The organism is Lactiplantibacillus nangangensis (assembly GCF_005405065.1).
GTDB lineage: Bacteria > Bacillota > Bacilli > Lactobacillales > Lactobacillaceae > Lactiplantibacillus > Lactiplantibacillus nangangensis.
Window position 1 is genome coordinate 263,770 of the sequence record NZ_BJDI01000001.1, and the last position, 13,793, is coordinate 277,562.

The 13,793-nt window shown below is 42.6% G+C and carries 16 protein-coding genes; 13 read left to right on the top strand and 3 right to left on the bottom strand.

All coding sequences use genetic code 11. The annotated features are described in order from the left end of the window. Positions 1-504: 504 nt before the first annotated feature. From FFM70_RS01165 to FFM70_RS01175, 3 genes are all read right to left on the bottom strand, one after another. Entirely contained in the window at positions 505-948 is a 444-nt protein-coding gene (locus FFM70_RS01165; protein WP_137615031.1) for a pyridoxamine 5'-phosphate oxidase family protein, read from the bottom strand. 435 nt (positions 949-1,383) lie between these two features. Next, positions 1,384-2,538, bottom strand: a complete 1,155-nt coding sequence (locus tag FFM70_RS01170; RefSeq protein ID WP_137615032.1) for a site-specific integrase — start codon at positions 2,536-2,538, stop codon at positions 1,384-1,386. Positions 2,539-2,595: 57 nt separating this feature from the next. Continuing rightward, a complete protein-coding gene (locus FFM70_RS01175; protein ID WP_223877396.1) occupies positions 2,596-3,192 on the bottom strand; it encodes a helix-turn-helix domain-containing protein in 597 nt (198 codons plus the stop codon). A gap of 176 nt (positions 3,193-3,368) precedes the next feature. On the opposite strand from FFM70_RS01175, the gene FFM70_RS01180 reads away from it, so the two are divergent. From FFM70_RS01180 to FFM70_RS01250, 13 genes are all read left to right on the top strand, one after another. Then, positions 3,369-3,548: a helix-turn-helix domain-containing protein gene (locus FFM70_RS01180; RefSeq protein ID WP_137615034.1), complete on the top strand. Its 180-nt coding sequence runs from the start codon at positions 3,369-3,371 to the stop codon at positions 3,546-3,548. Positions 3,549-3,828: 280 nt separating this feature from the next. After that, positions 3,829-4,041, top strand: a complete 213-nt coding sequence (locus FFM70_RS01190) for a hypothetical protein (protein WP_137615035.1) — start codon at positions 3,829-3,831, stop codon at positions 4,039-4,041. Continuing rightward, positions 4,038-4,838: a bifunctional DNA primase/polymerase gene (locus tag FFM70_RS01195; RefSeq protein ID WP_137615036.1), complete on the top strand. Its 801-nt coding sequence runs from the start codon at positions 4,038-4,040 to the stop codon at positions 4,836-4,838. Before FFM70_RS01190 ends, FFM70_RS01195 begins: the two co-directional genes overlap by 4 nt. Then, entirely contained in the window at positions 4,838-6,232 is a 1,395-nt protein-coding gene (locus FFM70_RS01200) for a virulence-associated E family protein (protein ID WP_137615037.1), read from the top strand. Before FFM70_RS01195 ends, FFM70_RS01200 begins: the two co-directional genes overlap by 1 nt. Before the next feature lie 142 nt (positions 6,233-6,374). Next, positions 6,375-6,854: a hypothetical protein gene (locus FFM70_RS01205; protein ID WP_064775019.1), complete on the top strand. Its 480-nt coding sequence runs from the start codon at positions 6,375-6,377 to the stop codon at positions 6,852-6,854. 15 nt (positions 6,855-6,869) lie between these two features. Then, complete coding sequence (locus FFM70_RS01210; protein WP_137615038.1) at positions 6,870-7,061, top strand: hypothetical protein; 192 nt, start codon at positions 6,870-6,872, stop codon at positions 7,059-7,061. Continuing rightward, positions 7,048-7,386, top strand: coding sequence for a phage head closure protein (locus tag FFM70_RS01215; protein WP_137615039.1), 339 nt, complete (start codon positions 7,048-7,050; stop codon positions 7,384-7,386). Before FFM70_RS01210 ends, FFM70_RS01215 begins: the two co-directional genes overlap by 14 nt. After that, on the top strand, positions 7,379-7,759 hold the full coding sequence (locus FFM70_RS01220; protein ID WP_137615040.1) for an HNH endonuclease: 381 nt from the start codon (positions 7,379-7,381) through the stop codon (positions 7,757-7,759). The genes FFM70_RS01215 and FFM70_RS01220 overlap by 8 nt, the downstream gene beginning before the upstream one ends. Positions 7,760-8,374: 615 nt before the next feature. Further along, the gene (locus tag FFM70_RS01225) at positions 8,375-8,848 is read left to right on the top strand and encodes a phage terminase small subunit P27 family (RefSeq protein WP_137615041.1); all 474 of its coding nucleotides are present in this window, start codon (positions 8,375-8,377) and stop codon (positions 8,846-8,848) included. Next, a complete protein-coding gene (locus FFM70_RS01230; protein WP_137615042.1) occupies positions 8,845-10,548 on the top strand; it encodes a terminase large subunit in 1,704 nt (567 codons plus the stop codon). The genes FFM70_RS01225 and FFM70_RS01230 overlap by 4 nt, the downstream gene beginning before the upstream one ends. A 154-nt stretch (positions 10,549-10,702) precedes the next feature. Further along, complete coding sequence (locus FFM70_RS01240; RefSeq protein ID WP_137615043.1) at positions 10,703-11,803, top strand: phage portal protein; 1,101 nt, start codon at positions 10,703-10,705, stop codon at positions 11,801-11,803. Further along, positions 11,800-13,329 carry a phage major capsid protein gene (locus FFM70_RS01245; RefSeq protein WP_137615044.1) on the top strand — a complete coding sequence of 510 codons (1,530 nt, stop codon included), beginning with the start codon at positions 11,800-11,802 and terminating at the stop codon, positions 13,327-13,329. The genes FFM70_RS01240 and FFM70_RS01245 overlap by 4 nt, the downstream gene beginning before the upstream one ends. 115 nt (positions 13,330-13,444) lie before the next feature. Further along, the gene (locus FFM70_RS01250) at positions 13,445-13,714 is read left to right on the top strand and encodes a head-tail connector protein (protein ID WP_003643632.1); all 270 of its coding nucleotides are present in this window, start codon (positions 13,445-13,447) and stop codon (positions 13,712-13,714) included. The last annotated feature ends 79 nt before the right edge of the window (positions 13,715-13,793 follow it).

Sequence of the window (13,793 nt, forward strand, 5' to 3'; positions counted from 1 at the left end):
TTGAAAGCTAATTCGTCCCGCTGCTTTAGTGATTAGATAACGAAAGATAGTCGCTGATTGTCGCTTCCGGTTATTGCTGATAACATGCGGACGAGGGACCGGGGCAAGCCTTAGGAACGTCTTGCCCCTCGCCTGGAAGCTCTGCTGAGCCCGCAGATTTCCCAGACGGTCCGTGGTGTAAGACCGGAAAAGCACCGGTCAAACGCCACCCACACGCCCGATGCAATCAGCAACAGCCTTCAGCTAGTCAACTGTTTTAAGTGATTAGCCAATCGTTCAGATAGCACACTGAATCTGGCTGACGAAGTGATACGAAATATAGGACCATCTTAGACATGGTCAATACTGATATTATTGGATTTATGAGTGATTTGTTATTTTCAATCTTTGGGACGGTAATTTAAGGGCTAGTGGGCGGGTTCGCGTCAAATGTGTTCACTGAATGAAGCTTGGTGCCGACGTCAAAATGGCCGCAAAAAAGTGCCTGAAAAAAACTTCAGACACTTAATGCAATGATGGCTCATCAGATTTTGGTAATAGTTCCAAATGATCCAGTGCCATCATTTGGCGGATCTTGATGCTAGCCGTTTGGAATTTAAGAATCACGGGATCATGATAGTTCAAACGACGCTGAAAGGGACTCAATTCTTTGCGCCAATCGGTCGTGAACTCAGTGTGACCAACAATTGTGAGCGTGCCTTTGAGCATTAGTGAAGAGTAATCAGCCAGTTGGTAACAAAATAACGTGGCATGATGGCAACGTTCAATATTTTTGACAGTGGTCGTTTGGCGACTAGTATAGAAGAAAAGTTGTTCTAAGTTGCGATCTAAGGGTAGCGGGCTTAGCGCTACGGTTGTTGGAAAGCCTTTTGAATCGATTGTGGCCACCGTGAACACTGCGGTCGCTTGGATCATATGTAGCGCAGCCTGACGCGTGGTATGTTGCATGCGGATCACCTTCTTTGGTTCTAGTATGCCGGAAGTGGTCGGGACTTGTCATGCGTTATGCTCAAATTAGCGCGATTTTAGGGTATAAAAAAAATCAGCTCTCACGGTGGATTATCACGGCGTGAAAACTGATTAGTGGTTATGGATGGGCAGTCAGGGGTTTGAACCCAACTGAAACATAAACGCTATTAAACCAGTGCTTATGCGGTGTTTCACGTGAGACTTTTTACCTTTGGCTTACCAATTGGCTTACTTTTACTATGAAGTGTTAAAATAACCCAGTTTCCTGCTAGAACTGAAAATGTTTTTTTTAACGTGGTACACGTGGTACACGCAGACAATCGTTGATATAACAACGTTTCAAAGCGCCCTAACGTGGTTCATTACCCAGTACAACGTGGTACACTTAGTAAAAATTGTCTGAATATACCAAGTTTAAAAGCCTAAATAATTGGCTAACTTGTTGGCCGCCTGTTGATTTTGGCCATTAGTGACGTGCGTGTAAACATTTAGGGTTGTTGCAACGTCCTCATGGCCTAATCGGGTTTGTACTTCTTTAATGGTGGCACCAGCGGCAAACAGAGCGGAGGCGTGACTGTGTCGAAATCCATGTACGGTAATACTAGGGGTTAAGTGGTAGTCAGTGATGATCCGCTTTAACCACTTACCCGGAGTATTAAGTGATTTAAAACCGTTCTTAGTGTTAGCAAAAACTAACTGATCCGGCTGTAACGTATTAAAACCTAAAAACAAATAATATTCACGTTGCTGTTTATGCCAGCGTTGTAATATTTCTACCGTCGTATTGTCTAAGCTGACAGTGCGGCGGCCCTTTTTTGTCTTAGGGGCTTGAATAATCTGCTTGCCGCGTTTCCCTTGGGTAAGTGTTTTATTAACCCGCAAGGTCTTATGGACAAAGTCAATATCTTGCCATGTCAGGGCTAAACACTCGCCACGTCGCACGCCTGCAAACGCTAGTACCCGGAAGAGACAATACTTTTCGGGTTCTTTTTGCTGGTCAATGCACTTGAAGAACGTCTTTAGTTGATCGCGATCCCAGAAGTTATCGGGCTTATCACCCCAACTATCAGGCTTGACCGGCATTGTAATCATTCTAGCTGGATTATGTGTGATATAGCCGTGTTTTAAGCCGTATTCAAAGACTGATACCAGATAATTGTACCAACGCTTGTAATTGTACGTGACTTCTTTAAACCATAGATTAACAGCACGCTGGCACTGGTTGACGGTGATGGTTCGTAACCGCTTGTTACCAAACAACGGCAAGATGTGATTATCGAACATACCAGCAGTCCTTGCCCAAGTGCTTTCACGAACGGTATTAATATACTGGTCGTACCATTCATGATAGACGTCAACGAAGAGAATATTGTTATCAACTGGTAAAACCGGTTCTTGCTGTAACTCTACTTCAATTCTGGATAAAGCAATACGAGCAGCGCTTTTTGATTTAAAGCCCCGACGCCGGGTTGATTTCTTTTTACCAGTTTGAGGATCAACACCTAAATAAACTTGAAACTGATAACGGGTATTCCCGTCCTTGTCCTGATACTTCTTGATTGTTGCCATTTATAATTTCCTCCATAACGTACCGTGCGGGGGCAGTGTTATGTAAGAAAACAATTATTAAAAGTATATGTGCAAAAAATGGGACTCGCTGGTGTTTGAATAATTAAAAGAGAAAGTACCTTGTGTTGAAAATTCAGAATTAATAAACGCGTTGAAGTCGCAAAATATATCATTATTTTTATCAAAAGAGCTCATTTCGTAATGACAGTTAATAATCAATTCATTTAATATGCTTTTCAAAGTTCGCTGTTGATTTCCCAAAATCAAACCGCCGATTGCTAAATTTAGATCTTTTTCCACTGATATTATTATTTTGTTCAGATTTTGGTTTTTTATATTCTGAAAAAAATCTATTTTAAACGTGGAATTGGTAATCAGATCAAAATTGATTGGAACAATATAGGAAAAGACTATGCTGCTTATCTCGTTACGAACCTTCTTTTTTTCAGAAGTTGGGGGAAGAATGGAATAGTTAGTAACGGCAGGCGCTAATAAAGTGGAGACAGGACACTCTATAGAATTAGCGATTAGTTTTAGTGTGGAAAGTCTGGTATTATCAGGAATTTCATCGTTTTTTATGAGCCTGGCAATTGTAGCTTTAGATAATTGTGTATCATTTTGCAAATCCGTAAATGACATATGAAGTTCAAGCATGCGTGACCTTATGGGGTTCAATTTGAATGCCTTCTTTCAGTTTTTTATAAGAAACCTATCTGAATAAATGGTATCACATACTTGACTTCAAATGAACAACTATGTATCATAAGTTCAGTTAAAGAAACCAAATCGAGTTTTCGGTTTCTTTAATAAAACAGTAGGAGGCGGCAAAGATGAATAACGAAAAAAATCAGTGGCTAACTTATCATCAAGTAATGGAAGAACTAAATATCGGCAGCGTGAATACAGTCTACAAGATGATTAAAGACGGCTTAAAGGTAACTAGCATTGGCAGACTAAAACGTATTGAACGCAAAGAGCTAGATAAGTATTTAGCCTCAAAAACAATTTAATTGCACCGTGCGGGGGCAGAGTGAATTTAAGGAGGTGATTTCATGATAGCAACAGCAATTTTATGGGTAATCAAATTTATGATTGTGTCGTTTGTTGGCAACGTGGCGTTTAAGTTAGTCAAGAACCCGCGTCGGTATTTTGGAATGTGAGGTCAGTCGCATGGGAAAGCATACAAAAAAGGCCTACTTTACTTTGGACAGCAGTAGGTCGAAGAGATAATCAAAAATATGCTTTCCCTTATTTTAACACGTTAACACGGTTATATGAAGGGAATTTGTAATGAAGAAAACTAAAGATTTAGATGAATTAGCGTTTGAGGCTGGATCACTCGTAACTTCAATAGATGCTTTAGATGATTTTGTCGATGTACACTTCGCTAGTAACGATTATTCCGAAAAATTGAGTGGACTAATCACTGTCATAAAGCGATATGCAGAAGATCACTATGCAGATATTGATGAGCTTAATATGTTTGGCGGTGATGAACAATGAAAGAGTTCGCAACGCTTGATAAAGCCATTGAGCTGGCCCAACAAGGCTATGCGGTTTACCCACTAATTGAGAATACGAAGAAGCCACCTAAAGGGGTGGCCGGCTACCAAGACGCAACTAGTGACCAGAACACCATCTTCGCATGGTTTAAAAAGCACCCCACTTACAACTTAGGCTTGCGACTAGATTTATCGGATTTATTAGTTGTTGATATTGATATGCACGAGCCAACTAAAAACGGTCGTAATAGCTTGGCACAACTATTTAAGCAAGGACAGACGTTACCGAATGATACCTACATTGAACGGACGGCTAACGGCGGCGTCCATTACTTTTTGAAATACGCGGGGGCTAAGGTTCGCAAAGTTGACGTTTGGCCCGGTATTGACTTGCTAAGTGACTTCACGGTGATCGCACCAAGTGAGATTAACGGCAAAATGTATGAACCCTTAGACGGTCGAACCTTGGCTGATATTAAGCCGGCTCCTCAATGGCTAATCGATAAGTTGGTGGGCCAAAAAGTGAACTGGCCGTCAGAACACGCCTGTACCACACGCCAAAAGAAGTATACCGGTCGCTTATTAGATGAAATGGTAACCGGGACAACCCAAGGTAATCGCAATGCTTGGTTAACTAAAATTGCCGGTCGTATGTTTGGCGTCGGTGCTGCTCCCAAGACAGTCTATAACATGCTGTCAGTGATCAATGATTCGTTCGTTGATCCGGCACTACCAAGCAAGGAAGTTAATGTGATTTTTCAATCCATTTTAAAACGAGAGAGTAAGGGGGTTCATTAATGGGCAAAGCAATGGATTTACCAGCAGAGACCCGAGAAGCGGCCAATAATGTTATCAAAATGCAACGTGACGCTGATTGGCAGAATGATTTCAAAAAAAATTCGGACGATGGGATCAAAACACAGTCTCTTTACAATATCCGTTTAATTATGGAACATGACGAAATGTTGAAAGGACTAGTTGTCTTTGACGAGTTCTCGGAACAAATTGTCAAAACACCACAAGCAGACAATTCACTGTTCAAAAAAGGTTTTTGGAATGATAGTGATGACACGTTATTGAGAAGTTATATTGAAGATCATTACAACTTGTTATTCAGCAAGGAAAACATTACCGACGCGGTAGTTACAGAGGCACGCCGCAAGACAATCAATCCGGTTAAGGCTCGTATTGAAGCGGTAGAATGGGACGGCCAGCCACGTGCTGAACGTTATTTCATTGATTACTTAGGTGCCGAAGATAATCATTACACCCGCACCATCACTAAGAAATGGCTAACTGGTCTTATTGCCCGGGCCTATGTTCCCGGAGTTAAGTTTGAAATTGTCCCTATCTTAGAGGGAAGCCAAGGACTTGGCAAGAGTACGGCTGGTAAGAATCTATACCCGGATAAATTCAATGATTCGTTGAAAGGAATGGGGAAGCAGAAAGACGATTATCAACAGTTACAAGGTAGTTGGATTATTGAAGTTGCCGAGCTTTCCGCCATGAAAAAAACGGACGTTGAGGGAATTAAAAATTTTATTAGTGCACAATCCGACACATATCGGAATAGTTACGGCCGCTATGCGTTGCCACACCCGCGTAAATGCGTATTTATTGGCACGACTAACCAAACCGACTATTTAAAGGACGCGACCGGTGAACGGCGATTCTATCCAATTAAATGTGGGGTCAACAAGGCTAAGCTAGATGTATGGCACCCGGACGAGAATTACATGCTTCAAGTATTGGCGGAGGCCATGTGCTGGTTTAAGAATGGCGAACCGCTATATCTGGATCAGGCCACCATGAAAGAGGCTAAGGCTTATCAGATGGCTGCGGAAGCTGTCGACCCTATGCGAGATGCCATCGAAGCGTTTTTAGCAATGGAAGTTCCCACAGATTGGGGAAAAATGAGTACCAGCTTAAAACAAAGCTATGTCAGTGACTACGGGCAGCAATCTAAGTGGCTACAAGATCAAGTTAGTAATGAACGGAAACTACTCAATCAAACAACAACTCGGGAAATTATGGAAGTTGTCTTCCATAAAACAGTTGATCGTTATTTAACCGGGCGCACAAACTCGGAAGCTAAGCGAATCAAGTTATTAATGGACAATATGGACGGCTGGGAAGCTAAAAGAATTAGAATGAATGGCCAACGTCCACATGGGTATGTTCGCGTACAATGATCGAAAATGCTAAGTGTACCACGTTGTACCGGGTAATGAACCACGTTAGGGCACTTTGAAACGTTGTTATATCAACGATTGTCTGCGTGTACCACGTGTACCACGTTAAAAAGAACATTTCCAAGTACAGGAGGAAACACGTATGAAATGGCAAGAAATGCAATTATTGAGAGACACAAAATATAGCAGTTCAGAAAATCTAAAAAAATTTGAAGACGTATTTAAGTTTGATAAATGTGCCGTGTATGAACGCCCACATAGTCTTGAAAAACTACTAGCAGGTGATCGTTCATACAATGCGGGTAATAAGTATGATACACCACCTTACCTTGGGGAGTGGCTGGATCATGCCGAATTACAAAAGGTAAGTGGAACTACACGAATTGTTGCAATTGCTCATGATTATGGGCCGGCCGATAGCGTTCATAGAAAAATAGCGGAGCACGTCTTGTCGCTTGATTTAGTGGGCGTGATCTTTGATAGCAAAGTAGATTGGTATTATCCCGGCCAGTCTTTACTAGTAATGATTATGAGCAAGGAAACATATAACTACTATTACTATGACCTGTTGGCAAATCGCCATGTTGTTGATGTAGTTAAGAGGGAATATTTTAGAGAATAAAAGGAGTATAAAATAATGAAAATTAAGATGGTACATGCTGATAATTTTGATGAACTTTTTTCAAGAGTTCGGGAAGTTGACAAAGCACAAGATATTGACGATGAGTTGATAGGCACTAGCATTGATTTTATCAAAGTGAGCGATTCGAAAATGATCTATTGTGAAGCATTGGTTTATGGGACTGGTGACGACGATGAAGAACTATAATCTAAGTCGACTAAATAAGCGGGTACAGTTTGGCACCGTTAAGTCAGTTGAAAATTTAATAAACGGCACAACCAAGCAACAATTCGTGCCACTGTTCACTGTCTGGTGTGGTGAGTACACGTTGACCATCAGTAACACTATTAGCCTTACTGGTACGACTGCCACGACTAACGAGCTAATTGCGGTGCGCCATGACGAACGAATCACGACAACCTTGGAAGCAATATTAGATGGGGTTACGTATCGCGTTGCTGGCGTTAGTTCTGATAGCGAGCTGAACGCCTATGACGTGATAACGCTGACCAAGGTTAATGGTCATGGCTAAACCAGTGAAGATGTGTGAGCACCCTGGTTGTCGGACGCTAGTTGCTTATGATGTACGATACTGTGAGAGACACCGTAAGGCCACTAACAAGTTGCGCTACCATAAACGCATGTACGATTCAGCCGAGAGTAAGTACCAACAGTTCTACAAGTCGTCAGCATGGCGCAAGTTATCGCGGCGGTTTCTTGAAAGCAATCCGGTGTGTATACAGTGTTATCAAGATGGTATGATATGCAAGGCTAATGTGGTCGATCACGTTATTGAAATCAAAGACGATTGGTCACGTCGATTAGATGAAAGCAACCTACAACCATTGTGCTACCGACACCATAACCGGAAGACTAGACTGGCTAGAGAACAACGAACTAAATAACCAATGAGTGTCGTGCTGAAAGGCGCGGCGCTTTTTAGTTGAGCGGAATTTTCCGCTGAATGAATCAGACTGGCTAAGTTTAACTTAGGTAGTAGATCTGCGCAATACTGCGCTGAACTTTCAGCCGAGCTACTGAGTCGAAATTTTCGACCTAGTTAACCAACCCGCATTTTGCGTCTACGTTGCCAAAATTGGCAATGGACTGCGCCGATTTCTCGGCCGAGTGAACAATTAAAGTTGGCGGCTCAATTTTGAGCCACGAGACTAATTCAAAACAACATGACAGCCCAGAAACGTTGATATGGGGGGGCTATGGTCGACCAAAAAGGAGCGAGCACACACTTTTTTGTTTATAAAAATCCCTTTTTTACTTTGATTTTTTGCTGATTTTGCTGGATTGTGAAATATCCTTACTAATAATGCGAAATTTAAACGAATAAAAAGTCAGGGGGAAACGTGTCAATATATACATGTAATTATTTGCACTTTTTAGAGATATGTGCGATAATATAGATATAATAAACGGATTCTGGATATATGTATCAATCAGCCGCCTATGGGTATAACTCGTGGGGGCTTTTTGGTGCGTAAATTTAAACGAAAGGAGTGATCCGATTGGGTCGAAAAGTAAAACCCTTGGCTAGTATGAAAAAACATTTAACTAACGAAGAACGCGACCAGCGCAAGGACGCCGAGACTGCCTTGTTTGATTATCCGGTGCTTGATTTAACCCCGCCGGATTGGTTACATGATCGGGCCTTGACTGAATGGCAACGGGTAGCGCCTTATTTAAAGGCCAATACTCCAATTAGTGAACTTGACCGAGCTATGTTAGCAAGCTACTGCCGCGCTTATGCAACAGTACAGACTTGCGAGAATGATATTCGTAAGAACGGACTGGTACAAACTAATTCAGAGACTGGTGTACGTAAAGCGAACCCTTACGTGGCTTTGCAATCGCAAGCAATAAAGGACCTAAAGTCCCTAGCTAATGATTTAGGCATGTCGCTATCTAGCCGAGCACGTATGGAATTAAACAAGCAAAAAGATGATAAACCCGAAGATACTTTTGAGGCGATGTTGTCATGATTGAATATGTTGACCAAGTATTATCGGGTCAAGTATTGGCTGGTCAAAAAATTAAATGGGCGTGTGAGCGATTTAAACGCGATTTAAGCCGTTCTAAAGAAGCTAGCTTCCCGTTCTACTATGACGAAGACGAAGCGGCACAGGCGGTCAAATTTATCGAATTAATGCCTAAGACTGACGGTAGCCAACTCACCATGCAGCCATTTCAAAAATGGATTATTAGCGAACTGTATGGCTGGCGTGAAAAAACTACCGGTAACCGGCGTTATGATCGGGCGTTTATTAGCATGGCTCGTAAGAACGGTAAAACCTATCTGGCTTCTGGCATGGCCGCTAATGGCCTTTTAAGAGAACGTCAGCCCGCCCGCAACCGAGAGATATTATTCATCAGCAACGCCCTTAAACAAGCTAAATTGGGCTATAACATGCTTTCAAGTGGGTTAAGGCAAGTCCGTAAACAATCGAAGTACATGCGGCAACGAATCAAGGTGCAGAAGCAAGCCATTACTGACTTAGAAACTGATTCGCAAGCCTTGGCCCTTGCCAGTGATACCAGTACGCTTGATGGTTATGCCGGGACGACCGTTATTTTAGATGAATGGCACGAAGCTAAAGACCGCAAAGTGTACAACGTTTTAAAGTCTGGTCAAGCACAAGAAGATAACTCATTGCTGGCGGTGATTTCCACTTCAGGTCTTAACCTTAACGTTCCAATGCACGCCGAATATGAGATGTTGACGGACGTTTTAAAGGGGAAGATTGAAGCTGATCGCTACTTTGTGGCAATTTGGGAACTAGACGACCGCGAAGAAGTTTACGATCAAGCCAATTGGATTAAGGCCAACCCGTTGTTCAGTGAACCACACGTTAGGAAACGCATGACGGAGAAAATTCAGGCCGATGTGGATCTTGCCATTAAGCAAAATAACCTTATTCCGGTGCTGACTAAGAACTTCAATCTGTGGCTGGAAGCCAGTGAGGATAGTTATATTTCTGCTGACGATTGGGCCGCTGGTAAATTGGCAAAGGTGCCCGACTTACATAATCGTGACGCCTATATCGGGATTGATTTATCGAAAAGTAACGACCTCACCGCGGTTAGTTGGCTCGTTCCAATTGGTAACGGTCAGTTTTATTGTGATAGTCATTCGTTTGTGGGTACTAAATATGGCCTCGATTCTAAGATTAAACGTGATGGCATTGATTACCGGTCAATGGAACGTGCTGGTGAGTGTAGTATCACCCGATTAGATAGCGGCATTATTGATTATGATGAGCTATTTGATTTTGTACAAAAACTAGTCGGGAAATACAACTGGAAAGTGAAAGCAATCGCTTATGACCCGTATAACGCGCAAACGTTAATTACAAAATTTGAGAAATTAAGCTACCCACTATTTGAAGTACGGCAAGGAACTAAGACTTTGAATATTCCAACTCGTAATTTCCGTGATCAGCTTTACGATGACAAGATTAAACATAACGGCAATAATATTCTTGCTTATGCGGTCAATAACGCCATCTTGAAAGTGATAAACAATGGCTGGCAACTGGATAAAGCCCGCAATAGTAACCGGATTGACCCGATTGCGGCGTTGATTAACGCGTTTGTAGCTGGTATGGACTATTACCAAGAAAGTGAGGATCAACAGCATGCAGAAGATTACTACAAAACAGCGACTGCGGCAGATCTGTTCTGATTATGTACAAACGATCTTGTTGGTGCTTGGCTTAATCTGCTTAGTGATTGGTTTTGGTTGCTGGATCAGCTGGCAAGCGGGATTAATATTGGCTGGTATAGCCATGATTCTGTTGGCCTTGCTAATTAATTATGAAAAGCAAAGAGGTGATTAAATGAGTTTTTTTGTTAAAAGTAATACCACCAGCGGCACGCATGATCCGGTAGCCGACGCCTTGGTTAGTTTATCAAGTAACGACCCGTATACGTTTGTGAGTGCTGCGGTGTTGCGTAATAGTGATATTTATGCGGCAATTAATATTATTGCGAGTGATATTGCCAGCAACCCGATTGTTTGTGATACGGCCATTTTTAATACCATGATTAATCAGACTCCCAATAGTCAGATGGACGGGTACCATTTTAAATATGCGTTGGCGGCTAACCTGTTACTCAATGGTAATAGCTTTGCCGAGATTTTGCCTAATCATACCTTGAAATTGATTGCCAATAACCAATTGACGGTTGAACAAGATGACGTCAGTGGGGCGTTGACCTACACCTATACCCCGATTGGCGGTAACAGTCGTCAGATCGCGCCTAACAACATTTTACATTTTAAATATTTCACCAAAGACGGTGTATCGGGAATTAGTCCCCTATATGCCCTCAAAGATGAACGCCAGATTCAGTCGGCCGGCAATAAGTTGCTAACCGGCTTTTTTACTGCTGGTGTGCACGGAACCACGATTATTAAAGTCCATCAATCTGATTTAGGGCCGGAAGCTAAGGGCAATATTCGCAGCCAGTTTGATGAAGCCAATACGGGTGACAATGCAATCAATACGATTGTGACTGACGATACGATGGACATTAGCAACTTATCCTTAAATACCGATGTGTTAAAGCTGGTCAATTCTAATGACTGGACGACCCGACAAATTGCTAAAGCCTTTGGATTACCACCGGAGCGCTTAGGGGTTGAGAACGATCATTCTAACCAAGAGCAAAGTGGTGTGCAGTATCTACAAGGCACGTTACAACATTACTTTGATAGCTTTACCAGCGAACTATCGTTCAAGTTTGGTCATGACTTTACGTTTAACACGGACAAGTTATTGAGCCTTGATCCACAAACGCAGCAAGCCCAAGCGGTGGCTGGTTTCACTGGCGGCGTTATGAGCCGTAACGAAGCTCGGGCCAAGATTGGCTTGCCACCAACTGACGATGGCAATATTTTCTTAAACTTACAAAAGAATGGAGTGACTAATTCATGAAACAAGACCGACGGTTAACGATTGACGCCGAATTGCGAGCACAAATGCCGCAGTCAGAAACACCCGAAGACGGGCCAGCTGAAAATTCAGCAGACCCGCAACCTAAAGATTCCCAAACAAGCAAGGGCAAAACAATTAGTGGTTATGCAATTGTATGGAACTCGCCAAGTAAAGACTTAGGTGGCTTCACTGAGGTTGTTACCCCCAAAGCCCTTGATGGTGTCGATTTATCAAACGTTCTTATGCTTAATAACCACGACTATACCCAAGTGTTAGCCAGTGCCAAGGCGGGCACATTAACGTTAGAAACGGACGACAAGGGGCTACATTTCACCGCGCAGTTGCCGAATACGTCGTTTGCTAATGATGTTTACGAAGAAGTTCAAAGTGGGAACGTTGATTCCTGCTCGTTTGGCTTTGATAGTGACGACGACACCGACGAATGGACTAAAGATGATGGAGGTAATATCACGCGCACCATTAATCAAGTTAAGAGCTTGTTCGATGTGTCAGTGGTAGCCGTTCCCGCTTATGACGATACCAATGTGCAAGTTGATACCCGTAGCTATGAAAAATTTATTAACCAAGAAAAGGAGCCTGACAACATGGCAAAACAAACAATTATTGATCCTAACAGCAATGAAAACAAAACCGGTATTCCCGCCTTTGAACAATATGTGCGGACACACGGGGAAACACGGGACGGTTTAAAGACTGACGGTGCCAGTGCCGTTATTCCTAAGGAACTGATTACCCCCGTTTTCCAATTAAAGCAATCCAATTACAACCTCGCCCAATATGCGACGGTTAAGCAAGTTTCTAGTGGTTCCGGGACTTATCCAATTGCCACTAGTCAACAATCTGCGGTACTGGCTACTAAGGACGAACTAGCGGACATTGCCGATGTTGATGCGAACATGTTTACGGAAGTGCCGTTTGATGTGAAGACCCGGGCGGGTAAGATTGCCTTATCTAATGAAGTGGTCGAAGACGCCGAAGTTGATATTGTCAGCGAAGTTAAAACCCAATTACAACAATTGGTTGATAACACGGACAACACGCAGATCATGGGACTGTTAACGGGTAGTAACTTTGCTAAAGCGACGGCCACCAGTATTGATGATCTTAAAAAGATTTTCAACGTGACGTTAGATCCCGCCTTGAGCAAGATGTGGCTAGTCAACCAATCCGGGTTCAATTACCTTGATACCTTGAAAGATTCCGAAGGCCGTTACTTATTACAGCCTAATCCAACAGCACCCAGTGGTTTCACCTTATTAGGGGCACCAGTCGTCATGATCAGTGATAAATTACTGGCTAACAATGCGGACGGGACGTTCCCAATGATTGTGGGGGACTTATCACAAGCCGTGGCTGTTTTCCGGCGTAACCAAGTAACCGCCCAATGGGACAAGTTCGACCAGTTCAGTCAAGGACTTTCCGTCATTGTGCGGAATGATTATGAAGTGATTGATAAGACCGCTGCAATTAACGTGGCGTTAGGAACCGCAACTGCTGGTAAATAATCGTACCCACTTTTGGGGACGGCTATACAAAGGGGTGTCCATTTTAGACCCCCCCTATACATAAATTAAAACTAAGGGGGCACGATTCGTTCCCCCCCTAAAAAGGAGTGATTACATGGCTGTAACCGTTGATGATATTAAACTAAGCCTGCGAATTGATGTGACCGAAGATGATCCAATGATTAAAAGCTATTTAGACGCCGCCGAGGACTATGTTCAGACGGCCGTTAGCAAAAGTGAGGATTTGACTATCTACAAACAGTACGATTTTGCGGTGTCCTTGCTGACGCAATTCTGGTATCAAAACCGAGTAACTGATATGACAAAGACACCGTATCAAGTTGTCAGCATGATCCAACAATTGCGCGGCTTAGTAACAGGATAAGTTTTAAAGTGAATGTGTTTCATGTGAAACAATTATAAGTGAAAATATTTGTTTTAAGTGTTATAATATAAGTATTCAT